Genomic DNA, 24,917 nt, shown 5'->3' with positions numbered 1-24,917 from the left:
GGTGGAGTTAGAGGTGAATTATTCAATCGTTACTTTTATTTGCTTCACTCTTTTCTGATCAACTTCTTCTACTGTAAAAAGACAATTTTCGAAAACAATTTTTTGATTTTTTTTAGGGAAATTTCCCAAAATTTCAAGTATAAAACCTGCCAGCGTTTCGGCTTCTCCTTTTTTGATTTCGAATAATTCTTCATCGACATCAATAATTCTATAAAAATCCTTAAGGTTTATTTTTCCTTCAAAAAGATAGTTTCTATCATCAATTTGAGAAAAATTAATATTCTCGTCGTCAAATTCATCACTGATGTCACCTACAATTTCTTCAATCACATCTTCAAGCGAAACCAATCCTGACGTCCCTCCATATTCATCAACTACAATCGCGAGGTGGCTTTTCATGCCCTGAAAATCTTTCAGCAGATTATCTAATTTTTTATTTTCAGGTACAAAGAAAGGTTCTCTCAACAATGATTTCCAGTCAAAATCATTCGTGTTAATATGTGGCAGCAAATCTTTTACAAATAAAACACCCTCAATCTGATCTATATTGTCCCGATATACCGGAATTCTTGAATATCCTTTTTCTATAATTTTAGGACAAATAACGGCAAACGATTCGTCTATTTCTAAAGCAAAAATATCGATTCGAGGGCTCATCACTTGTCTCGTATCTGTATTACCAAAACTTACAATTCCTTCTAATATTTTTTGTTCTTCGGTGGACGTTTCATCAGAAGCGGTTAGTTCTAAGGCTTGAGATAATTGATCGACGGAGAAATTTGTTTTTTGTTTACCTAATTTGTTATGCAAATAAATAGTGGCGACCCGCATGGGTAAACTTATTGGAGACAATATTTTATCCAGAAAAGCAATTGGATAGACCACTAATTTGGCGAATTTTACATTATTTCTACTGGCATACACTTTGGGCAGAACCTCTCCAAATAACAAAATCAAAAATGTCACTACTAATACCTCTACAATAAATTTTAAAAAAGGCGACACTATAACTGAAAAAACATTTTCTCCCAAAAAAGAAAACAATAATATTATAGAAATATTCATAAAATTATTTGCCACAAGGAGCGTTGCCAATAGTTTTTTGGGCTTTCCCAATAGTTCCGAAATAATTTTCCCTTTGGAGTTATTTTCTTGTACCGTTTCATCGATGTCTTTTTGTGACAACGAAAACAAGGCTACCTCAGCTCCTGATATTAGTGCGGAACAAAACAGTAAAACGGCAATTCCTGTAAAGCCTAATACTACATTAGTATCAATAGCATACGCAAAAAATAAACTGGGCTCTGGGTCCAAATTAGTTAAGATTAATTAAACAATCAAAATGGCAAGTCATTAATAGGCAAGACATTATTTTCCGGATCAAAATTAGTGTTTTTCGGAATATCAGCTGCAGGAATTTGTTTGTTGTTTTCACTATCTTTTTTGGTTGTAAGAAAAGTGAATTCGGTTACCTGAATTTCGGTAGTATGTTTCGTACTGCCATCCTCTGATTGCCATTGACGGGATTTAATGCGTCCTTCCACATATATTTTATCTCCTTTAGAAAGGTATTTTTCACAAAGTTCCGCCGCTTTATTGCGTACTACCAGATTATGCCACTCTGTGGAAGTGATTTTTTCATTAGTAGTTTTGTTGATGTACACTTCGTTTGTTGCCAACTGAAATCTTCCAATACAATTGCCTCCATCAAAATAATGCATTTTGACTTCGTCGCCTAGAAAACCGATTAGCATAACTTTATTTAATGTTCCGTTCATTGTTAGGATTTGGTATTTATATCAAAGATACATTTTTTTGTAAACGCTATAAATCCTTTTCTATAAAATTATGAATCACAATTGGGAAAGGAAAAGTTCTCAAAGTTCCAGCATCAATTCCGTTTTCAATTGTACCTTGTACCTTTACTTTCCAAAACTTGATGTGTAAATGCTGGTGTGATAATTTATGTACGATACTTTTTTCGTTGAATTCTAGCATACTTACCAAAGTATTATTTTTAAAATAATCCCTTTGAACGGATTCACTAACAAATTCAAAATCTTCTTCCTTTTCGGTTTCGATCAAAGGGAATTCATAGAGATTGTGCCAAATCCCCTTACCTGTTCTTTTCTGTATAATTGTATTCCCCATTTCATCGGCAACAACTAAATAATTAAAGTATCGGTTTCTCACTTTAAGTTTTTTGGACTTTACAGGCAACTGATCAACTTTGTTTTTTTGCAAAGCGGCACAACTTTCGTTGAAAACACAAATGTCGCAATTCGGACTTTTAGGAACGCATTGCAAAGCGCCAAATTCCATAATGGCCTGATTGAAAGTAGCCGGATTATATTCGCTCCATTTGGATCCGCCTCGGGTGTCTTTTGGCATCAGTTCGAAAGCCAAAGCAAAGAATTCTTTTTTGGCGGAAGCCTGAGCAATATCAGTTTCAATATCGAAATAACGTGATAAAACTCGAAATACGTTTCCATCCACCACGGGGACGGCTTCATTATAGGAGAAAGAAGCAATGGCGGCTGCAGTATATTCTCCTACTCCTTTTAATTGCAACAAGTCACTATATGTCCCTGGGAAAATTCCTGATAAATTAAAAGCAATATGTTGTGCGGTTTTATGTAAGTTTCGGGCTCTGGAATAATACCCTAATCCTTGCCAAAGTTTTAAAACTTGTTCTTCATTGGCTTTGGCCAAATCAAAAACGGTAGGAAAGGCGGTTGTAAAAGATAAAAAATAAGGCATACCTTGTGCAACCCGCGTCTGTTGCAACATAATTTCAGAGAGCCAAATAGGGTATGGATTGGTCGTGTTTCGCCAAGGTAAATCACGTTTATTTTGTAAATACCATTGTATTAGTGTATTAGAGAAAATCATATTTTAATTATTTGTTAGCAAAAGTAAAAGTTTATGTAATTAAAATTTAATGAATTAGCTTGAATAATTGTTTTTTAAATTCCTATATTTGCAAACTCAAAAAAATAGTACAACATTATAAATAGGAAAGAAAATGACGAAAGCAGATATCGTAGCAAAAATTTCAGAAAAGTTAGGTCTTGAAAAAGGAGATGTACAGGCAACTGTAGAGACTTTTATGAATGAAGTAAAAAATTCATTAGAAACTGGAGACAATGTTTATTTAAGAGGTTTTGGAAGTTTCATAGTAAAAACTAGAGCGGAGAAAACAGGAAGAAATATTTCCAAAAATACTACAATAAAAATCCCTGCACACAACATTCCTGCATTCAAACCTGCAAAAGTTTTTGTAGAAGGAGTGAAAATAAATAACGAAGCAAAATAAAAATATTAATTAATCATAAAATCGACAAGATATGCCAAGTGGTAAAAAAAGAAAGAGACATAAGGTAGCAACGCACAAACGCAAGAAAAGAGCGAGAGCTAACCGTCACAAAAAGAAAAAGTAGTTTTAAACTACTTTTTTCTTTTTAAACGTTCATTGAAATTGAGAAAAAGAAAACTAGAACAAAGAAGAAAGAATTAAGACTTATAAATCTTGCTTCTTGTCTCTTTAATTTCTATGTCTTTTCCTCCCCGGGTTCAATACCTGTTAAAATATTGTTTAATCCATTTGTTCGCTTTAGCGAATAGATAAAAAATTTACAGTGTGAATAAAGAATTAATCATTAGATCTAGTTCTGAAGCCGTAGATTTTGCCTTATTAAAAGATGGAAAACTAATTGAATTACACAAAGAAGAAGAAAAAAGCAACTTCCAAGTTGGTGATATTTTTATTGCTAAAATCAGGAAACCAGTTGCTGGATTAAATGCTGCTTTTGTAAATGTAGGCTTCGAGAAAGATGCCTTTTTACATTATCATGATTTAGGTCCAAATTTAGCTTCCCAACTGAAATTCATAAAACTTGTAAGCACAGGTAAATTAAAAGATTTCTCCCTAAAAACCTTTCAGTTTGAAAAAGAAATAGACAAAGATGGTACCATAACTGATGTTTTGAGTGCCAATCAATCTGTTTTAGTACAAGTCGTCAAAGAACCTATATCTACCAAAGGACCAAGAATAAGCGCTGAGCTTTCTCTTGCCGGAAGATTTATAGTTTTAGTTCCGTTTTCTGACCGTGTTTCTATTTCACAAAAAATAGAAGACAAAAAAGAAAAAGAACGCTTGAAACGATTAGTACAATCCATCAAACCAAAAGGATTTGGTGTTATTGTTCGCACAGTAGCCGAAGGCAAAAATACAGCCGAATTAGAAAAAGATTTGCAGAACCTGCTTAGCAGATGGACTGCAATGTGTAAAAAATTACCAACTGCTCATCATCCATCAAAAGTATTGGGAGAACTCAACAGAGCCTCTTCGATATTAAGAGATGTATTTAATGATACCTTTAGCGGTATTCAAATTGATGATGAAGAGTTGTACAACCAAACAAAGGATTATTTGCAAGAAATTGCACCATCTAAACAATCAATCGTTAAGTTTTATCAATCAAAAGACACACCTATTTTTGAGAAATACAACATAGAGAGACAAATCAAAACTTCTTTTGGAAAAACAGTATCCATGAGTAAAGGGGCGTATCTTATTATCGAACATACTGAAGCTTTGCACGTCATCGATGTAAACAGCGGAAATCGTTCTAATAAAGCCACCAACCAGGAAGATACCGCCATGGAAGTGAATATGATTGCAGCTGCCGAAATCGCAAGACAATTACGTCTTCGTGATATGGGCGGAATCATCGTAGTCGATTTTATCGATATGTCAAATCCTGAAAATCGTAAAGTCCTGTTCGATTTCTTAAAAGAAGAAATGAGCGACGATAAAGCGAAACATAAGATCTTGCCTCCTAGTAAATTTGGGTTAGTTCAAATTACAAGACAAAGAGTACGACCAGAAGTAAATATTAAAACTAGAGAAGAAGATCCAAACAATGAAAGTGGCGAAATTGAAGCGCCAATTCAAATCATTGATAAAATCGCTTTTGATCTAGAAAGAGTATTAAAAAATCATAAAGATGTTGTACTTAATGTACATCCCTTTGTGGCCGCATACCTTACCAAAGGTTTTCCATCATTACGTTCAAAATGGTTTCTTGAACATAAAAAATGGGTGAAAATTATACCTCGTGATGCTTACACGTATTTAGAATATCATTTCTATGACAAAAAAGAAAATGCTGTCATAGAATAAATTACAAACTCCTCAAGAAATTGAGGAGTTTTTTTTTGCCTTTTTTTAGAATTTTAAGGAGCTAATCCAGCTATCCGTTACAATCTTTTTAGTCCTGAACTTGTTTCAGGATCCTGAAACAAGTTCAGGACTAAAAAGGATTTCTTATGCTATCTGGGCTAGGCATTTACGTAAACCGAATTACTTCCTTCTCTCCACAAAAAATCGCTTCATCAACTCCGAAGCTTCATTAGCCAAAACACCTTTCACAACAGTGGTTTTAGGATGCAGTTGCGTTCCCATTTTTACAAAACCGCGATTTTCATCGGTTGCCCCAAAAACAATTTTCGAAATCTGGCTCCAATACAAAGCACCGGCACACATCTGGCAAGGTTCCAGTGTCACATAAAGCGTACAACCTATTAAATATTTCCCACCGAGATAATTCGCAGCAGCAGTAATGGATTGCATTTCGGCGTGGGCCGTAACGTCATGGAGTAATTCGGTAAGGTTATGTCCTCGAGCAATGACCTTATTATCGATAACAATTAGAGCACCAACAGGAATTTCGCCCTTTTCAAAAGCAATTTCGGCTTCCTGCAGCGCCTTTTTCATGAAATATTCGTCGGTGAAAGGATTTATCATAGTATGGACCGCAAATTCGCAAATTTAAATTTTTTGTGAATCTTCTCTTTATTTTGTGACTCTTTGTGAAACAACTTTTTTTATCGAATGCAAAAATACAATTTCAAATCGTACCTTTGCTTCATGTCAGATAATTTACTTTCAAACATCAACAACCCAACCGATTTACGCCTGCTTGATGAAACCCAACTTCCTCAAGTCGCTCAAGAATTACGGGATTTCATTATCGAAATTGTGGCGGTAAAAGAAGGCCATCTTGGCGCAAGCCTAGGCGTTATCGAATTGACTATTGCATTACATTACGTTTTTGACACACCAAACGATTTATTAATTTGGGATGTAGGACATCAAGCCTACGGACATAAAATACTAACGGGAAGAAGAGAAAGCTTTCATACCAATAGGCGACTCGGCGGTATTTCCGGTTTCCCAAAAAGAAGTGAAAGTATTTACGATGCATTTGGTGTAGGCCACTCCTCTACTTCCATTTCGGCAGCTTTGGGAATGGCAATTGCTTCTAATTTAAAAGGCAATTTCAACAAACAACACATTGCTGTAATTGGCGACGCTTCCATAGCCTCAGGAATGGCTTTTGAAGGCTTAAATCACGCCGGAGTTACAGATGCAAACTTATTGGTGATTCTCAACGATAACGCCATCGGAATTGATCCAAGCGTAGGTGCTTTGAAACAATACCTCACTGCCGTAAAAGAAGGAAAAAATCCGAGGCAAAACAACATGATTAAATCCTTAAATTTTAACTATTCAGGTCCAATAGACGGTCATAATATTTTTGACGTTGTTAAAGAATTAAAACGTTTACAAAAAATAAAAGGACCAAAATTTCTTCATATCATTACCACCAAAGGAAAAGGACTGCTACAAGCCGAAGAAGACCAGGTAAAATACCATGCTCCCGGAAAATTTGACGCTGTAACTGGAGAAATTCACATTAAATCAGAAGAAAATTTACCTCCAAAATATCAGGATGTTTTTGGCTTGACCGTATTGGACTTGGCTAGAAAAAACGAAAAAATAATCGGGATTACACCTGCAATGCCCTCCGGAAGTTCGTTGAAATTCATGATGGATGCGTTTCCTAATCGTGCTTTTGACGTGGGAATCGCCGAGCAACATGCTGTTACATTGGCAGCTGGAATGGCAACTCAAGGAATGGTTGTTTTTTGTAACATTTACTCCACTTTTTTACAAAGAGGGTACGATCAGATCATACACGATGTCGCTTTACAAAATCTTTCGGTAATTTTTTGTCTGGACAGAGCCGGTTTAGTGGGAGAAGATGGCGCAACGCATCACGGTGTTTTCGATTTAGCTTATTTGCGCTGCATTCCTAACATGATAGTCTATGCTCCAATAAATGAGATAGCCTTACAAAACATTCTATACACTGCACAGTTGGGCTTAAACCAACCTATTGCAATTCGTTATCCTAGAGGCCGCGGCATCATTGTAGATTGGCAAAATAAGCACCTAGGCAACTATAAAAAAATAGAAATTGGCAAAGCACATTGTGTGAAAGAAGGTGCGACAGTGGCCGTTTTATCAAATGGTACAATTGGCAACAATGTTACTTTGGCAATAGCTAAAACAAACCATCCAGAAACTATTGCGCATTATGACTTCCCTTTTGTCAAACCTTTAGATAAAAACATGTTATGTGAAATTTTAAAAAAATTTAAAAACATAATTACCATAGAAGACGGCGTTGTAAAAGGTGGTTTCGGAAGTGCAGTTCTCGAGTTTGCCGCTGAAAACAATTATACCACAAGAATAATCGCTCTTGGCATTCCTGATGAATTCATTGAACATGGATCTGTAGCTGAATTACAACAATACTGTAAAATTGACGTTAAAAGTCTTGAAATACTTTTTTCAAGCTATTAAATAATTATCTAGAATGCTTAAATATAACTACACCAAAATGAAATTATTAACCTACACAACACTAGTATTCATAATCTCTTTTTATTGTTCATCCCAAGAAACAGCACCAACACCTTTAACCGTAACACTTAATCCTGTTACATCAATCTCACCCGAAAACAAACCATTAAGGGTAGCCCTAAAAATACTAACCAGACCAGCGTTTATTCCATTATCTCATTGGACTAAAAAAAATAGCTTGGCCTTTGACATTTCAGAAGTTGCTTTTGTCAACTGGAGCGCTGGGGGAACAAGTTCCATTTCTGGATTATTTAAAGGTAAATTTCATAGAGTCTACAACCGAAGCAATTATATTTGGGCAAATGAGCTTTTAATACGATATGGCTTAAACAAACAAGAGCGCACCGAAGTAAGAAAAACCGATGATGCCATACAACTAAACTCTACATTTGGTTACCGTCAAGACACTTTATCCAATTGGTACCATTCTGCAAAATTTAATTTCAACACCCAGTTTACCAATGGATATGCCTATCCAAACACCGAAAAAGCGATATCTAAGCCTTTTGCACCTGCTTATATTTTTATGGGAATTGGTGCCGAAAATGTAAACAAAGAAAAGAAAAGAACATTTTATATATCCCCTTTCACTTTTAAAACTACCTTGGTTTTAGATCAAACATTAGCCAATCAAGGTGCATTTGGAGTTCCTAAAGCTACCTATGATCTGGATGGAAATTTGCTTATTGAAGGAGAAAAATCAAAAATGGAATTGGGTATATTAGCTACCGGTCATATTAAAAAAGAAATTTTTAAGAATATCCATTTAGAAAATCGCTTAAGCTTGTATTCCGATTATGTAAATCGTTTTGGTAATATTGATGTGGATTATGATCTTCAAGTTGAGCTCGTGGTTAATCAATATGTAAAAGCTAATATTGGAGCACATGTTATTTATGATGATGATATCAAATCAAAAAGAGAAATTGCAGGCATACAAGTAACCGAAGGTCCAAAAATGCAAGTACGACAGGCTATTGGTGTTGGAATTGAATATGTTTTTTAAAAACAAAAAGGCCTGAAAAATCCCAGGCCTTTATAATATACTCTTTTTTTAATTTATAATTATTTTCTCCGTGTAATTTAAACCTTCTCCAGTAATTTCAAGTATATAAATTCCTGAATTCAGTTGGCTTAAATTAAAAGTCTTTTCATTATTAAACTCCTGTTTAAAAGCTTTATAGACGAGCCTTCCATTACTATCTACCACTTTAACATCTACATTTCCTGTAAAGTTATTAATTCGCACCGTAATATCTCCCTTAGATGGATTTGGAAAAACTTTCATTACATTGTCATTATCAAAATCAGCAACAGCTAGAGAACAATTAGCCCCATTAGCCGGCCTAGTGTAATCTTCTACTTGATCATTTCCTTTATTTCGATCTCCTGCAGATGCATTGACGCCTAAACCTCTTGAAGCAAATACTTCCCAAATCATGCAAAAATCCTTTCCGCCAGTAATGGCCTGATCCGCTGCTATAATCGCATCTCTTGCATCTATAAAAGAAGGACTGCAAGGTTGTAACTTAATCCCATCCAATACAATTTGCATTAACTTATTATTTCCTCCCAAACCGGAGTATTTATTGTTATCAAATCCATACTTATTGATATAAGCCCATGATAAATCCCATAACATTGTAGCCCAAACTGATCCTACTCCATGAACCGAAGTTTGTTCAACATTATCGCTGTCTAAAAATTGATAATTATTGGTAAAATTATAAGTCATCGGATTAATAGCTCTATCGGTTGAATATGGATAGTCTCTGATCCCTTTACCATCTGTAGGTTCCGATGAAACAAAGGTTCCAATTCCTCTTTTGGCTCCACTGAAATCACCTGGTTTTATTTGCATCATTAATGCAAACCAATCAGACCATCCTTCTCCCATCTGATCTGTATTATTCAAACAACTAGAGTTATTAGGTCCTCCAGCTAAACGAATTGAAATTCCATGGCCATACTCATGCGCAATAATACCGTTGTCAAAATCCCCGTCGGTATTTATAAACGGAGAAGATTCTGTTTGTATTTTTACATTTACAGCCTGCGTTCGCATTTGATTCAAAATATTTTCTCCAATGGAACTGCTGATACTAATTGCAGGGATTATAATTGTTGCATCAGCACCGGACATAGTTAAGTCACCATCTACGTTATTTACAACAATAACAGCTATAGCACCTGCATTTTGAGCTGCTTTTACTTTGATCGCAAAACTACAGTTCCCTCTTCTTAAAATTACTATTTTTCCATTCATCTCAGCTCCATTAGAAGGAGTGACGCACGCCTCTGATGTAGTGCCAGAACTATCAAGGTACAGTACCAAATCTGATTGTAAAAAATCTGGTGCAACCGGCAAAGCAACACGTCCAGGATTAAAAGAATTTTGCCTTGCTACATAGCTTCCTGCCAGACTTGTGGGTGAAGTAATAATTAATGGCTTAATTACAGGTCCTCTATTCCACAAAAACATTTGCATCCTCCCTCTATTACCATCTATTGGAGCTGAAAAATTAGCATTATTCAAACTCATTGGTACAGCCAATGATCCGTCTTGTGCTTCAGCATTTACATAATCCCCTGCTTTTCCACCACGCTCATAATTGTTGTCTTGAAAATTTCCATTTGCTTCATTAAAACCATATTGATACCAAACATCATGCATCACATTATTCATATAAAATAAATTCGTATTTGCCGCATCTATGTAGGTAGACGCATCAACATTGGTACCTTTATAAGGAAAGTCAAACAGTAGCGATTGTCCTCCATCAGGACTGGATCCATTATTTAAGTTATCCCCAGCAAAATCATCTTTAGCCCACACATTATTCCCCCGTGTTATGGTATATTCTGCACCAGCTGCTCCGTTAATATCATGCCATCCAAAAGGAGACGCTTTACTATCCGAAGGGTTGGAAACAAGTTGAAAAGGGCCATGTATCGGGCTTTCAAAATTAAATGGAATGACACGGTATGAACCTCCAGTAGCAACAGAGGAAGATCCTGAATAAATTTGCTTATACGTATTCCCCAAATATTTAGTTGTTGAATTATCTGCTTTGGTAGTGTAAGCCTTATTCTTATCAAAACTACAAGAAATTACAAAATCATTTTTCTCTAACATTTTTCCAGTCAGCGCATCTATCCTCACACTCCAAATATGATCATGGGTACGGGTATGGATTGTGAAATCCCAAGCTAAAATCAATTTATTATCTTTTGCTTGATGGTAAACTAAATTTGCAGTAACAGGCTCTTCTGTTCCCCAACCATTACTTAATTTAAATCTATTCCGTTCTGAATTTTCTAAAACAGTAAATGGATTAATTGCCTTAATTCCTAAATGAAAATACGCATTAGCTAAAGCATCTGAAACTGATAGCGACGGTTTTTTTGCATTAACTTTATTTGAAACATCCTCAACTATCCTTTTCTTAACATCTATTACTTTACTACTCTTTACAGAAAAATTTGAAACCGCTCTGAATATTTCAATTCCCTCATAACGTTGAATTACATAACAGTTTTCTATTCCAGAACTGGTAGATCCACCTTCGCTTTGAATAATCCAATCGTTGAAATCACGATTTGATATACTACTTTTAGCCTGAGGTGTACTTAAATAATTTTGAATTATTTCTTTGTTAGATTGAGAAAAAACCAATAATGGTAGTACAATAAGTATAGAAAGTAATATTTTTTTCATAAATTTTAATCATTTAGCAATATCCTTAGTTAAAAGAACAAACTTAATTATTTTTATTTAATATTACAATTGAATCTAAAAACCTTTAATTTTTAACAGCGGTAATTGTTTTATAGAACAATAAAGCATTCCCATCAGTCAGCAAAGAGATAAAATGACAAATATGAAGTAATCTTCCGTAAAGGTCTTCTTTCTCCAAGTGATGCTTCTCCGGTAACATTTTAAGAATTAAGGCATCATAATTAGATGCATTGCCGTTGAATTTGTTGTTAAATGCTGTTATAAATTTATCCAACAAGGTTTGAATAATTTGATACCCCACAATCTCTTTCTCTATAACTTCGCGGCTTTGATAAATATTATTAACACTAATCTTTATTATATCATCCATTTGAGCTTTGTACTTGCTTTTGTCCATTATAGCGAATGGAAACTTTCCGTTAAGAATTAATACTTCATTTTCGATAAAAACTTTAACGGCATCATTAATTAAACTCCCAATCGCCAAAGCCCGCAAATAACTTATTCGGTCTTCCTTGGTTTCTAAAGTCTTGTATTTAGATGTATCAATACTGTCTTTCACCAATTTAATTAAATACTCCAAAGCAAAATCTTCGGAAACCAATCCTAAATTGATCCCGTCTTCAAAATCGATAATGGTATAACAAATATCATCGGCTGCTTCGACTAAATAAGCCAAAGGATGTCTTTCAAAACCAATGTTGTCTCCCGATTTATTTGGAATCAAACCCATATCAGATGCAACATCTTGAAAAAAGGCTTTATCAGTTTGAAAGAAACCGTATTTCTTATCCGCAATAGCTGCGGTAGGCTTTTTCGGCAGACTTTCTTTTGGATATTTCATAAAAGCACCAAGAGTCGCATAGGAAATTCTAAGTCCGCCGTCAATTCCGGGACGACTAGCCGTCAAAACCGAAAAGCCATTGGCATTCCCTTCAAAATCAATTAAATCCTGCCACTCTTTGGCTGTAAGTTGATCTTTATATTTTAGCCCGTTTCCAATGGAAAAATATTCCCCGATTGCTTTTTCACCAGAATGTCCAAAAGGAGGATTGCCAATATCATGCGCCAAGGATGCTGCTGCTACTATAGCTCCAAAATCATTCATGTGATAGCCATGAACTTCTTTCAAGTATGGGTATTTTTCAATTATTTTTTTACCAACCAATCGTCCCAAAGAACGCCCCACAACTGAAACTTCTAAACTATGCGTCAATCTGGTATGCACAAAATCAGTTTTTGATAACGGGATAACTTGTGTTTTATCCTGTAAACTTCTAAAAGCGGACGAGAAGATGATACGATCATAATCAACCTCAAACCCCAAACGGGTATCGTCTTGTTCTACACGCAATCTTTTGCCTTTGTCGCCCTGTCGTTTTAATGATAAAAGTTGTTCCCAGTTCATTATGATTTATAATTTCAGATTAATGAATTTTGATTTCCGATTTAAAAGAACCAAAAATACATTTTATTTTAAGATTTTACACAGCAATTAAAATTCTCTTAAACCAAAAATCCCAATGAATTTACGCATTATCAAATAGCCAGTGCTGTACTGTGCTTGATTTCTCCCATCACAAAAACGCTTTGCGTATTCCCGATATTTTCGATAGTAGACAGTTTATTCATCACAAAATCTTGATAACTGGACATATCTTCGACCAGAATTTTCAACATAAAATCATAATCGCCTGCAATGTTGTAGCATTCGATAATTTCCGGAAGGGCTACGATATCTTTCACAAAATTACTACCCACATTTTTGGCGTGTTCTTTGAGCCGAACATTACAAAATACGGTCATTCCAAGATTCAATTTTTTCTTGTCCAATAAGGCAACATATTTCATTATATAGCCATCCCGTTCCAGTCTTTTTATCCTTTCATAGACTGGTGTCACCGTCAGAAATAGTTTACTGGCCAACTCCTTTGTATTGATATTTGAGTTTTCCTGCAGGTGTTTTAAAATTTGTAAATCAATGTTATCGATATTTTCCATAGTATTTTTTACTGTTAAAAATCATTTTTAAAGTTTCATTCAGAACTAAAACCTGCGTTACATCTATATAACACTTTTATTCACTGAAATAATGTGCTAATTTAAGTTTAAATATCCAATACAATAACTTTGCCTAGTAAAAAATACTGTAAATAATGAAAACAAATAACCTAGGTTATCCAAGAATTGGCAGCAACAGAGAATTAAAAAAAGCCTGTGAATCCTATTGGGCAGGGAAAATTTCCGTAACAGAACTTTTAGCTGTAGGCACAACAATCCGTAAGGAAAACTGGCAATTACAAGCCGAGGCCGGAATCGATTTAATTCCTTCCAATGACTTTTCGTTTTACGACCAAGTATTGGATTTATCCCTTACATTGGGTGTTATTCCAAAACGGTATCAAGAGTTAGCCAAAACAAACTCCACTATCGATTTGTATTTTGCCATGGCCAGAGGCTCTCAAAAAGAAGGACAGGATGTAGTGGCAATGGAAATGACAAAATGGTTTGACACCAATTACCATTATATCGTACCGGAATTTACCAAAGACCAAGAATTTAAATTATTCTCCGAAAAAATAATCGACGAATTCAAAGAAGCCAGCGCTTTAGGAATCAAAACAAAGCCGGTACTTATAGGTCCTGTAACGTATCTACTCCTTGGAAAAGAAAAAGAACAAGGTTTCCATAGAATGGACCTTATCGATAAATTACTTCCAGTATATTTTGAAATTTTACAAAAATTAGAAGATCAAAATGTAGAATGGATTCAATTTGACGAACCTTTTTTGGCTTTGAATCTAACGGATAAAGAAAGAAGCGCTATCACTTATGTGTATACCGAAATCAACAAACACTTCCCTAAAATCAAATTAATTCTGGCGAACTATTTTGATTGTTTTGGAGAAAATCTTAAAACCGTTCTTGCATTACCTGTGCACACTTTACATTTGGATTTGGTGCGTTGTCATTCGCAATTGGATGACATTTTAGAATCAGGACAATTGTCTAATACTGTAAGTCTTTCGCTTGGTGTTGTCGATGGTCGAAATATTTGGAAAAATGATTTCAAAAAATCGGTAGCCCTTATCAAGAAAGCGACTGATGCACTTGGCGAAAACAGAATCCTAATTGCGCCATCGTGCTCGCTGATTCACTCGCCCTGTGATTTAGATTTAGAAACCAATAAAACTACGCTGACTCCCGAAATCAAACAATGGCTGGCTTTCGCCAAACAAAAAATTGAAGAAGTCGTTCTGCTCCAAAATTTCGCTTCAGGTGAGATAACCCTTGGTGATTCTGTTCTATTTCAAGAAAACACGATCGCCAACGAAAACCGAAAAATATCAAAGTTAATCCATAATGATGCGGTTAAAAATCGTGTCGCCAGCATTACAACTGGTGATGATCAAAGAGAAAATCCATTTTCAGTCCGTAGAAAAAAGCAAATCGACGTATTGAATCTTCCGTTATTCCCAACTACAACTATTGGTTCATTTCCGCAAACTACCGAAGTCCGAAGCTGGAGAGCGAAGTTCAAAAAAGGCGAATTAAACCAACAGCAATATGATGAATTGCTTCAGAAAGAAACCGAAGAAACGATTCGCTTTCAGGAAGAAACAGGCATTGACGTATTGGTTCACGGAGAATTTGAACGCAATGACATGGTAGAATATTTTGGAGAGCAACTAGACGGATTTACGTTTACCAAAAACGGCTGGGTACAAAGTTATGGCAGCCGTTGCGTGAAGCCTCCCGTTATTTATGGTGATGTATCGCGTCCAAATCCAATGACGGTGAAATGGTCGGCCTTTGCACAATCGCTGACGCCAAAATGGGTTAAAGGAATGCTAACTGGTCCCGTGACGATTTTACAATGGTCCTTTGTCCGCAACGATCAACCGCGCTCAGAAACCTGTACCCAAATTGCACTGGCGATTAGAGATGAAGTAGTCGATTTAGAAAATGCAGGAATTAAGATTATTCAAATTGACGAACCCGCCATTCGAGAAGGATTGCCTTTACGCAAAGAAGAATGGGCAACCTATTTGGATTGGGCTGTAAAAGCCTTTAGAATTTCGGCCAGTGGCGTAAAAGATGACACTCAGATTCATACGCACATGTGTTACAGCGAATTCAACGACATTATTCAAAATATTGCCGATATGGATGCCGATGTAATCACCATAGAATGTTCGCGTTCCCAAATGGAACTACTGGATGCTTTTGCCGATTTCAATTATCCAAACGAGATAGGACCCGGGGTGTATGACATTCACTCTCCCCGTGTTCCTTCTAGTTCCGAAATGGTGCAGTTATTAGAAAAAGCGTCGGCAGTAATTCCTGTAGATCAGCTTTGGGTAAATCCAGACTGTGGCTTAAAAACCCGTCATTGGGACGAAACTAAAAAAGCACTAATCGAAATGGTAGCTGCAGCTCAAGAAATGAGAATTGCTGTTGCAAACATTGCAATCGATTAACAACCTGAATTCGGCTAAGCACTAAATTAAAACCCTAGTAAATTCTCGATTTATTAGGGTTTATTTTAAAAAACAATCGGGTTCTATTTAAACAAATTATCCAAAAGCGAAAACATCAGTCAATTATTTTCTTTTATAAATGTAGTATTACTTACAATCTCATCATAGGTTTGAACATACGTGTCTTTTACTAATTCTGATCTTTCATAAAAAGCCATTTTTTTCATAGCCTCATTCGTTACTTCTAAATGGAATTGAAGTCCTAATACTTGATCATTATATAAAAAAGCTTGATTTGCACAGGCTTCTGATTCCATTAAACGAATGGCATTTTTAGGAATCGAAAACGTTTCTCCGTGCCAGTGAAAAACAGAAAATGATTTTGGATAAGCCTTCAGAATCGCAACATTTGAATCTAAAATTGAAACAGGAAACCAACCAATTTCTTTTTGCTCATTATCCGTAATATTTCCTCCCAACACATTTGAAATTAATTGCGCTCCCAGACAGATTCCAATTATTTTTTTTCGCCGGTCAATTGCGGACTTGACGAATACTTTTTCGTCTTTTAGCCAAGGGAATATGGCTTCGTCATGAATACTCATGGGACCGCCCAAGATAATCAGAGCGTCTATCGTATCAAGATCCGGAAATTTAGGATTGTGGTATAATGTGGTATACGAAAGGGAATGCCCGTGCTCTTGAATCCAATTCTCTATACAACCCAGACCTTCAAAAGGAACGTGCTGTAAGCAATGGATATTTAATTTTTTACTCATACTGTCTTGTTCCGGTTCTCCACAAAAATAATGAATCATTACTTTTAGAACTAGTATTATACTCCAATTTCATCCGATGACGCAAACAATTTCATTTTCTCGACAAACTCGTGCTTTTTCACCACATACGTTGCGGATAAAGTATCGTGTAAACCTCTTTCTGCTTTACCCAGAAATGAAAAAGGGTCCATAGGATTGAGGCGGGATACCGTTCGTATCATAAAGTTTTTGGTAGCGGGTTTAGAACCATCAATTCGTACTACAATAGTTTTGGTGAAATACTTAGCGAAGGTTCTGGAGAAATACATTTCCGTAAATGCATAATAAAAAAACAGGATTACAAGCCCAAAAAAGACCTTTTCAATTAAACTCAATGATGTAACCCAATTTGAGGCCTCATAACTATGGGTCAAATCTCCAATGATAATTACTGTGGTGCCAATGCTAATTCCAATAATATAAACAATCAATACATCGATAATAAAATTCAGGAAACGCTGGCTTTTGGAAGCTAATAAATCATCTGTAACAGTAAATTTTTTATTTTCCATTTTTTATCGTTTTTGATTGATACAAAAAAGTTTAAAGAAATAATAACACTCTCAAATATAATGAATTATTTATAATTTCAATATTACCACTTCATAATTTAGCCCCGATTACTTCACTCAACTTTTATTTTATTTGGATTTCAGTGAACTTTGTTTAAAGTGAAAATCTTTTTTATCTTTTCCTTTAAAATAAAAAGATTCCAACGAAAAGAGGGACACGAGCAAAGCGAACTGACTAAATAAATAGCTACAAAAAAAAAGCAGTCATCATTACAATAACTGCTTGAAATTTCTCCTTCGCCAAAATGACTACAGGTTTATTTATTACTGATTTTCGATCAAAAATCAAAAATCGTTAATCATCATTCTTAAATCTTTAAGACCCGCACATCTCACAATCCTCAGGACCAGCGTTTTTAGCTAGTTCGATCATAGACCTGTATTCCTCAGCACTCATTTCTACCGCCGCAACTACAGGAACGGCAATCGGTTGCGATTGAATTTCAATAGGTTCCGCTTTTTTATCGTTGTTCAATGTGAATTTAATCGCATCTACCGCAGCTTTTGTTCTTAAATAATACATTCCAGTTTTCAATCCGGATTGCCAAGCATAGAAATGCATCGATGTCAATTTAGAATAATTGGCATTTTGCATAAACAAGTTCAACGATTGGGATTGATCCACAAAGTACCCACGCTGACGGGACATGTCTATAATGTCTTTCATCGACATTTCCCAAACGGTTTTGTACAATTCTTTCAAGTCTTGCGGAATATTCAGATCTTGAACCGAACCGTTATTTCGCATTAATTCTTGTTTCAATGTTTCGTTCCACAAACCACGCTCCACTAAATCATGCAACAAGTGTTTGTTTACCACAATGAATTCTCCCGAAAGGACTCTTCTAGTGTAAATATTAGAAGTATAAGGTTCGAATGCTTCGTTGTTCCCCAAAATTTGTGATGTAGAAGCCGTTGGCATTGGCGCGACTAACAACGAGTTTCTCACCCCGTGCTCCATCACCTCTTTTCGCAAAGAAGCCCAATCCCAACGACCAGATAATTCCTCATCTTTCATTCCCCACAAATTGTATTGGAATTCTCCTTGAGAAATTGGCGAACCTTCAAAAGTGGAATAAGGACCTTCTTCTTTGGCCATTTCCATTGAAGCGGTTACCGCAGCAAAGTATAATGTTTCAAAAATTTCCTGATTTAGTTTTTTAGCCTCATCACTTGTAAATGGCAAACGCAACATAATGAAAGCATCGGCTAGTCCTTGTACTCCAAGACCAATTGGCCTGTGGCGTTTATTAGAATTCTCTCCCTCGATTACCGGATAATAATTCCTATCGATTACTTTATTCAAGTTTCTAGTTACCCGTTTTGTAACGGTATACATCAATTCATGGTCAAACTTTCCATTAGAAACAAACATCGGCAAGGAAAGAGACGCTAGATTACAAACTGCAATTTCATCTTTGGATGTAAATTCCATAATCTCGGTACACAAGTTCGAAGAACGAATGGTCCCTAAATTTTTCTGGTTTGATTTTCTATTGACGGCATCTTTATACAACATGTAAGGGGTTCCAGTTTCGATTTGCGATTCTAGAATTTTCTCCCAAAGTTCATGCGCTTTAATGGTTTTTCTACCTTTTCCACGTTTCTCATAATCTATGTACATCGCCTCAAATTCTTCGCCATACACATCATACAATCCCGGACATTCGTTAGGACACATCAACGTCCAATAACTGTCTTCTTGAACTCGTTTCATAAATAAATCAGACGTCCACATGGCGAAGAATAAATCTCTGGCGCGCATTTCTTCTTTTCCTGTATTCTTTTTCAAATCTAAGAATTCGAAAATATCCGCATGCCAAGTTTCGATGTATATTGCAAAACTTCCTTTGCGTTTTCCACCACCTTGATCTACGTAACGTGCCGTATCATTAAAAACACGTAACATCGGTACAATTCCGTTTGACGTTCCATTAGTCCCACGAATATAAGAACCTGTTGCTCTTACATTGTGAATAGAAAGTCCCACGCCACCTGCTGACTGCGAGATTTTGGCCGTTTGTTTCAACGTATCATAAATCCCGTCAATACTATCATCTTGCATCGCCAGAAGGAAACAGGAAGACATTTGTGGTTTTGGAGTACCTGCATTGAATAATGTAGGCGTTGCATGCGTAAAGAATTTTTTCGACATTAAGTCATACGTCTCAATCACTGAATCTAGATCATCTAAGTGAATCCCAACCGAAACACGCATCAACATGTGTTGCGGACGCTCTACTATTTTGCCGTTTATTTTCAGCAAATAGGATCTTTCCAAGGTTTTAAAACCAAAATAATCATAATTAAAATCTCTGTTATATATCACATGTGAATCCAAAAATTCAGCATTTTTCATAATCACTTGGTGCACTTCTTCAGATAACAAAGGTGCATCTTGTCCATTTCTCGGGTTTACATAATGAAACATATCGTTCATTGTTTCCGAAAATGATTTTTTAGTATTGGAATGCAAATTCGAAATTGCAATTCGCGCCGCCAATTGTGCATAATCAGGATGCGCAATAGTCATTGACGCTGCTGTTTCGGCTGCTAAATTATCTAATTCTGACGTAGAAACTCCATCATAAAGCCCTTCAATTACTCGCATTGCGACTTTCACGGCATCAACCAAATCATTCAAACCGTAACATAGTTTTTTAATTCTATCTGTGATTTTGTCGAACATTACAGGCTCTTTACGGCCGTCTCTTTTTACTACGTACATACTTTTGTTTGTTTTCAAAACAGAAAATCCCTTTGCTGTTTTTCGTTATTTGTATTATTTTTTTGGAGCTATTTCTAGCTATCCATTGCAATCTTTCTAGTCCTGAACTTGTTTCAGGATCCTGAAACAAGTTCAGGACTAGAAAGGATATTCATTACTATCTGGGCTATTAGAACAGAAGCACGAAGAAATCTAAGGATTCAGGACTCAAATTTTAAAAATCGGCGTCAAAGGATATTTTTTGAGCATCCCCATCCGTATTCATCACACCCGCTTTTTGATATTCAGCCACTTTCTTTTCAAAAAAATTGGTTTTCCCTTGAAGCGAAATCATATCCATAAAGTCAAAAGGATTCGAAGTATTATACTCTCTTTCGCAACCTAATTCGACCAACAATCTATCAGCAACAAATTCTAAATACTGTGTCATTAACACCGCATTCATACCTATCAAACTCACAGGAAGCGATTCAGTAATAAACTCTCTCTCTATATTTAAAGCATCAACAATAATACTTCTAATTCTTTCTTTTGGCACTTTATTTACCAAGTGGTGGTTGTGCAAATGCACGGCAAAATCACAGTGAACCCCTTCATCACGAGAAATCAATTCGTTAGAGAAGGTCAATCCTGGCATTAATCCACGTTTTTTTAACCAATAAATAGAACAAAATGCTCCCGAAAAGAAAATTCCTTCTACCGCTGCAAAAGCGATTAAACGCTCCGCAAATGAATCGGATTCAATCCATTGCAAAGCCCAATCTGCTTTTTTCTTAATTGCTGGGAAAACTTCTAAAGCATTGAATAAATCATCTTTCTCTGCTTCATCCTTTACATAAGTATCAATCAATAACGAATAGGTTTCGCTGTGGATGTTTTCCATCATGATTTGAAAACCATAGAAGAATTTTGCTTCAGCATATTGTACTTCATTCACAAAATTTTCAGCTAAATTTTCATTTACAATTCCATCAGAGGCTGCAAAAAAAGCAAGAATGTGCTTGATGAAATATTTCTCATCACTATTCAGTTTATTATTCCAGTCATGTAAATCCTGTGACAAATCGATTTCTTCAGCAGTCCAGAAACTGGCTTCCATACTTTTATAAAATTCCCAAATATCATGGTGTTTGATAGGAAAAATCACGAAACGATTCTTGTTTTCTTGTAAAATTGGTTCAACTTGCGTCATTGGGTGGGTATATTTTTTTTGAGATTTTAACGAAATTTTGTGCTTTTTGAGAGATACAAAGATTGTGAAATATTGCCGAAGTTAAAAGCCAAACTTATTCACAATCCCCTCTAGTTTTTAACAAATAGAAAATATAGTGTGCTTTTTATAAAAATATCAAAAACATTAAAAATCAATGCTTTGAAAATTAAAAACGAATGAAAAACACCGTAAAATATAGGCATTTTATAATATAAAACTAATGAATATTTAATTTTATGTAAATTATTTTTTCATGTCTTGGGCAACTTTTTCAAGCTCTGCATACCAGTCTTCGCCAAACCTTCTAACCAAGGCCTCTTTGACAAACTTGTAAACCGGAACTTCAAGTTCTTGACCTAAAGAACAAGCCGGATCACAAATATCCCATTTGTCATAATTGACAGCAGCAAACTCGGTAAAATCTTTTATCCGAACCGGATACAAATGACAAGAAACCGGTTTTTTCCAGTCAATTATTCCTTGATTGTATGCTTGTTCAATTCCACACAAGGCTGTTTTACCATCAAAAATAACATACGCGCAATCTTTATTGTCAATTAGCGGTGTTTCAAGATCACCATCGGTTCCTGTTACCCACGTTCCTTGAGCTTCAATAGCAGCAATTCCCTGCTTTCGTAAAAAAGGCTTGACTTTTGGGTAAATAGATTCAAGAATTAAAGTTTCCTCAAGACTCAATGGTGCGCCTGCGTCGCCGTCTACGCAGCAAGCGCCTTTACATGCAGTCAAATTGCAAACAAAATCTTTTTCGAGTAAGTCTTCTGAGACGATGGTTTTTCCTAGTTGAAACATTCTGCAAAGGTATTCAAAGAAATTCAAAAAGCACCTCAGCAAATCATAAATTCTAAAACAAAAAGGAGGAAATTAAAAACTAAACCGTATAAATTTTCAATCTGATTTCACAAATACCTGTACCTTTTTCTCTAAATTTAAACAGGCCACTCAGATACTATTTCCTTTACATATTAGGTCTTATATCTGCACATATTTAACACTAATCACCCTAACCATTTTAAAACCAAAACACCTCCCATTAGGTTCCAGATAACAATCCATAAACAGCTCTTTTATAAGGCCATCTATTTTAAATCATATCCAAATCCATTAATTGACCGCCATGTAGTTGTGCTTTTTTTACAAGAAAAAAGAATCAAATTATTACTTAAAAACTGAGTGAATCTGAACAACAAATACGATTGTAAATTAAAAACCAACGTAGTCGATAACCAAACAAATTTCAATACTTTTGCAATTAATAAACACCAAAATTATGGAATTCGACATTAGAGAAATAATCACAGTAGGAATGGTGCTTTTTGCAGTAATTGATATTGTGGGATCGATCCCGATAATTGTTGATTTAAGAACTAAACATGGGCATATTGAATCTGAAAAAGCTTCTATTGTTGCTGGTATCATTATGATTGTTTTCCTTTTTGCAGGTGAAGAACTTTTAAAATTAATTGGTATTGATGTGAATTCTTTTGCCGTGGCCGGCTCCTTCGTTTTATTTTTTCTAGCGTTGGAAATGATTTTGGGAATTCGGATTTATCGTGACGAGGAAGCAAGTTCCGCCTCTATTGTTCCCTTGGCGTTTCCTTTGATCGCCGGAGCAGGAACCATGACAACTTTACTCTCTTTACGGTCTCAGTTTTACACCATAAACATAGTTATTGCGATTGTATTAAATATTATTCTGGTATACATTGTCTTAAAATCATCCTCTAAAATCGAAAAAATGCTAGGTGAGAACGGACTTGGAGTAATTAGAAAGACTTTTGGGGTTGTACTGCTTGCTATTGCTGTTAAATTATTCGCTGCGAATGTTAAAGGTTTGTTTGTCTAAAATAAATTTTCATAAATTTACCCCTAATTTTATGTAATAAAAACAATTAGATTCTTTGGGGTTACCACTTTAATATAAAAAACACCTCAACTATCTGCTACTCTCAAAACAAAAACAATAACGAATTATGAAAATTTTCACTAACATATTGGTATTTTTAGCAATCGCTTTAATCCTCTTTAATGTTACTTTGCTAGATTTTAGAAATCCATTCCAAGGAGAAAGTGTCGTTGCTTTTATTGGAATTGCAGCTTCCTTTTGTGCTGTAATGATTCTTTTAATCTTTAAAATTTCAAAAAGAATTGAAGAAAAAACCAACGAAAAGTAGTTGTTGTCTTTGAAAAATTTATTTTAAGCAATGGCACTGCAGGAATATCATGTTCCATTATTTTGTATTCGTCTAAAATATATTTTTAAGTGATGAAAATTTGCTTTTTAACAGTATAAACAGCCTTACTCCATTTAGCAGTACTCAACAATACTTACGCGATTTCTCCAAAAACAATATACTCTTTTTTATAAAAGAAAAATATCAAACAACTTTTAGAAAGTTATCCTGAAATTCCTCAAATTCCAGATTAAAAAATTCTGAAAACTGAAGGGCACCATGTGCAATTCTCAGCTATCACAAACAAGAATTCCTATCGCATAAATAATCTTCATAAGCAATAGATAAATTGATACCGTATTCTGAACCAAGTCAAAAAACCCTTCCTGAGAAACAAACCACTCAATTGAAAAATAGTACCACAAAGTTATATAAGGAATATATGTGACCGGAACTTTAGCTGGCTGGAGAGACCATCTCATTATTGCTGCCGGAAAATATCCCTGCGGTTGTAACAAAACTTCTTAAATCGTGGACTAACGGTATGCTAACTCGTCCAGACAACAGTTAAAAGTAAATAGAATTTCATTCTTAAAAATTTCTAAAAAAATAGTGTTAGGTTTACATTTTCAATACACTTTTTTATGTTATCATTTTTATTGGGCTTAACAAGACTCATCGTTTTTATTGTATTTATTTCCTTTTTCTCGGTTCTTTTCTATTTAATGAGTTTCTTTTGTAGCGAGGAAGCGAATACTAAAAGGGCACTTGGCCTGCGTGATTTTTTAATCCGAGTGTCTAATTCCATTTTAGGCATTCGCACCATAATTTACGGAGAAAAACCTAACATACAAGGACTTATCGTAGCCAATCATCGTTCTTATTTTGACCCAATCGTTATCGTAAATGAAATACATGCTTTTCCTGTAGGAAAGAAAGAAGTCGCCTCATAGCCTGTTATTGGGTATATCTGTAAAATATCTGGTGTTGTATTTGTCAATAGAGCGTGCTCAAAAAGCAGACAAGAAACTGCCGAAAATATTAGAGAAGTTCTTGCTAAGGGATATTCCATTATTAATTTTCCGGAAGGCACAACAGCTGTTTTGCCTACGACTGTTGATTTTAATTACGGTTCCTTTGTGATGGCCACTAAGATTAAATCTGCGGTTATTCCTATTTCCATTGATTATAAAGAAAAAACGGATGCTTTTGTGGGAGACGATACTTTTATTCCGCATTTTATTAAATGCTTCGGAAAATGGACTACCGAAATTAAAATAACTTTCTTCCCACCTATTTATTCTGAAGATGCAACCTATTTATTAACTACGTCTAAGAAAATGATAGACGAAGAACTGATTCGGTATAGAAAAGAGTGGGACAATGAAAATTAGGTGCTT

General features: G+C 35.3%; 21 protein-coding genes. 9 read left to right on the top strand and 12 right to left on the bottom strand.

Features of this window, described 5'->3' with window-relative positions; all coding sequences use genetic code 11:
- Window positions 1-18 precede the first annotated feature (18 nt).
- The 3 genes from AC0608_RS05555 to mutY are packed head-to-tail and all read right to left on the bottom strand — an operon-like array spanning window position 19 to window position 2,892.
- The gene (locus AC0608_RS05555) at window positions 19-1,314 is read right to left on the bottom strand and encodes a gliding motility-associated protein GldE (protein WP_478288384.1); all 1,296 of its coding nucleotides are present in this window, start codon (window positions 1,312-1,314) and stop codon (window positions 19-21) included.
- Window positions 1,315-1,337: 23 nt separating this feature from the next.
- Window positions 1,338-1,778, bottom strand: coding sequence for a single-stranded DNA-binding protein (locus tag AC0608_RS05550; protein WP_417958740.1), 441 nt, complete (start codon window positions 1,776-1,778; stop codon window positions 1,338-1,340).
- A 46-nt stretch (window positions 1,779-1,824) separates the two neighbouring features.
- Window positions 1,825-2,892 carry an A/G-specific adenine glycosylase gene (mutY, locus tag AC0608_RS05545; protein WP_478288383.1) on the bottom strand — a complete coding sequence of 356 codons (1,068 nt, stop codon included), beginning with the start codon at window positions 2,890-2,892 and terminating at the stop codon, window positions 1,825-1,827.
- A gap of 133 nt (window positions 2,893-3,025) precedes the next feature.
- Here mutY and AC0608_RS05540 point away from each other — a divergent pair, with 133 nt between their 5' ends.
- Both AC0608_RS05540 and AC0608_RS05535 read left to right on the top strand, forming a co-directional pair.
- The gene (locus tag AC0608_RS05540; RefSeq protein WP_016989051.1) at window positions 3,026-3,316 is read left to right on the top strand and encodes an HU family DNA-binding protein; all 291 of its coding nucleotides are present in this window, start codon (window positions 3,026-3,028) and stop codon (window positions 3,314-3,316) included.
- 324 nt (window positions 3,317-3,640) lie between these two features.
- A complete protein-coding gene (locus AC0608_RS05535) occupies window positions 3,641-5,185 on the top strand; it encodes an Rne/Rng family ribonuclease (protein ID WP_417958742.1) in 1,545 nt (514 codons plus the stop codon).
- Between the two features lie 180 nt (window positions 5,186-5,365).
- Here AC0608_RS05535 and AC0608_RS05530 read toward each other — a convergent pair whose 3' ends face one another.
- On the bottom strand, window positions 5,366-5,809 hold the full coding sequence (locus AC0608_RS05530; protein WP_478288382.1) for a nucleoside deaminase: 444 nt from the start codon (window positions 5,807-5,809) through the stop codon (window positions 5,366-5,368).
- Between the two features lie 123 nt (window positions 5,810-5,932).
- On the opposite strand from AC0608_RS05530, the gene AC0608_RS05525 reads away from it, so the two are divergent.
- A complete protein-coding gene (locus AC0608_RS05525; protein WP_478288381.1) occupies window positions 5,933-7,714 on the top strand; it encodes a 1-deoxy-D-xylulose-5-phosphate synthase in 1,782 nt (593 codons plus the stop codon).
- Window positions 7,715-7,751: 37 nt separating this feature from the next.
- Window positions 7,752-8,780, top strand: a complete 1,029-nt coding sequence (locus AC0608_RS05520; RefSeq protein WP_478288380.1) for a DUF3078 domain-containing protein — start codon at window positions 7,752-7,754, stop codon at window positions 8,778-8,780.
- 48 nt (window positions 8,781-8,828) lie between these two features.
- On the opposite strand, the gene AC0608_RS05515 is transcribed toward AC0608_RS05520, so the two are convergent.
- The 3 genes from AC0608_RS05515 to AC0608_RS05505 all read right to left on the bottom strand — a co-directional run bounded on the left by AC0608_RS05515 (window position 8,829) and on the right by AC0608_RS05505 (window position 13,514).
- Window positions 8,829-11,492: a T9SS-dependent M36 family metallopeptidase gene (locus AC0608_RS05515; protein ID WP_478288379.1), complete on the bottom strand. Its 2,664-nt coding sequence runs from the start codon at window positions 11,490-11,492 to the stop codon at window positions 8,829-8,831.
- Between the two features lie 85 nt (window positions 11,493-11,577).
- A complete protein-coding gene (gene dgt / locus AC0608_RS05510) occupies window positions 11,578-12,921 on the bottom strand; it encodes a dGTP triphosphohydrolase (RefSeq protein ID WP_478288378.1) in 1,344 nt (447 codons plus the stop codon).
- Window positions 12,922-13,052: 131 nt separating this feature from the next.
- On the bottom strand, window positions 13,053-13,514 hold the full coding sequence (locus AC0608_RS05505) for an Lrp/AsnC family transcriptional regulator (protein ID WP_282710921.1): 462 nt from the start codon (window positions 13,512-13,514) through the stop codon (window positions 13,053-13,055).
- Between the two features lie 155 nt (window positions 13,515-13,669).
- On the opposite strand from AC0608_RS05505, the gene metE reads away from it, so the two are divergent.
- Window positions 13,670-15,994, top strand: a complete 2,325-nt coding sequence (gene metE, locus AC0608_RS05500; RefSeq protein ID WP_478288377.1) for a 5-methyltetrahydropteroyltriglutamate--homocysteine S-methyltransferase — start codon at window positions 13,670-13,672, stop codon at window positions 15,992-15,994.
- 119 nt (window positions 15,995-16,113) lie between these two features.
- Here the strand turns inward: metE and AC0608_RS05495 are convergent, their stop codons facing one another.
- The 5 genes from AC0608_RS05495 to AC0608_RS05475 all read right to left on the bottom strand — a co-directional run bounded on the left by AC0608_RS05495 (window position 16,114) and on the right by AC0608_RS05475 (window position 22,135).
- Window positions 16,114-16,812: a type 1 glutamine amidotransferase gene (locus tag AC0608_RS05495; RefSeq protein ID WP_478288376.1), complete on the bottom strand. Its 699-nt coding sequence runs from the start codon at window positions 16,810-16,812 to the stop codon at window positions 16,114-16,116.
- A 17-nt stretch (window positions 16,813-16,829) separates the two neighbouring features.
- The gene (locus AC0608_RS05490) at window positions 16,830-17,324 is read right to left on the bottom strand and encodes an RDD family protein (RefSeq protein ID WP_417958751.1); all 495 of its coding nucleotides are present in this window, start codon (window positions 17,322-17,324) and stop codon (window positions 16,830-16,832) included.
- 376 nt (window positions 17,325-17,700) lie between these two features.
- Complete coding sequence (locus tag AC0608_RS05485; RefSeq protein WP_417958752.1) at window positions 17,701-20,112, bottom strand: ribonucleoside-diphosphate reductase subunit alpha; 2,412 nt, start codon at window positions 20,110-20,112, stop codon at window positions 17,701-17,703.
- Between the two features lie 214 nt (window positions 20,113-20,326).
- A complete protein-coding gene (locus AC0608_RS05480; protein ID WP_478288375.1) occupies window positions 20,327-21,304 on the bottom strand; it encodes a ribonucleotide-diphosphate reductase subunit beta in 978 nt (325 codons plus the stop codon).
- Between the two features lie 264 nt (window positions 21,305-21,568).
- Window positions 21,569-22,135, bottom strand: coding sequence for a DUF3109 family protein (locus AC0608_RS05475; protein WP_417989600.1), 567 nt, complete (start codon window positions 22,133-22,135; stop codon window positions 21,569-21,571).
- A 478-nt stretch (window positions 22,136-22,613) separates the two neighbouring features.
- Here AC0608_RS05475 and AC0608_RS05470 point away from each other — a divergent pair, with 478 nt between their 5' ends.
- The 4 genes from AC0608_RS05470 (at window position 22,614) to AC0608_RS05455 (ending at window position 24,911) form a co-directional block, all read left to right on the top strand.
- Window positions 22,614-23,189 carry a MarC family protein gene (locus AC0608_RS05470; RefSeq protein ID WP_417958755.1) on the top strand — a complete coding sequence of 192 codons (576 nt, stop codon included), beginning with the start codon at window positions 22,614-22,616 and terminating at the stop codon, window positions 23,187-23,189.
- Window positions 23,190-23,316: 127 nt separating this feature from the next.
- Window positions 23,317-23,517 carry a hypothetical protein gene (locus tag AC0608_RS05465; protein WP_417958756.1) on the top strand — a complete coding sequence of 67 codons (201 nt, stop codon included), beginning with the start codon at window positions 23,317-23,319 and terminating at the stop codon, window positions 23,515-23,517.
- 644 nt (window positions 23,518-24,161) lie between these two features.
- Complete coding sequence (locus tag AC0608_RS05460; protein WP_478288374.1) at window positions 24,162-24,470, top strand: hypothetical protein; 309 nt, start codon at window positions 24,162-24,164, stop codon at window positions 24,468-24,470.
- Between the two features lie 6 nt (window positions 24,471-24,476).
- The gene (locus AC0608_RS05455; RefSeq protein ID WP_478288511.1) at window positions 24,477-24,911 is read left to right on the top strand and encodes a lysophospholipid acyltransferase family protein; all 435 of its coding nucleotides are present in this window, start codon (window positions 24,477-24,479) and stop codon (window positions 24,909-24,911) included.
- The last annotated feature ends 6 nt before the right edge of the window (window positions 24,912-24,917 follow it).

It is taken from the genome of Flavobacterium sp. GNP008 (genome assembly GCF_056428965.1).
The sequence above is the reverse complement of the archived record's forward strand: the minus strand, read 5'-3'. Positions and strand labels throughout refer to the sequence as shown.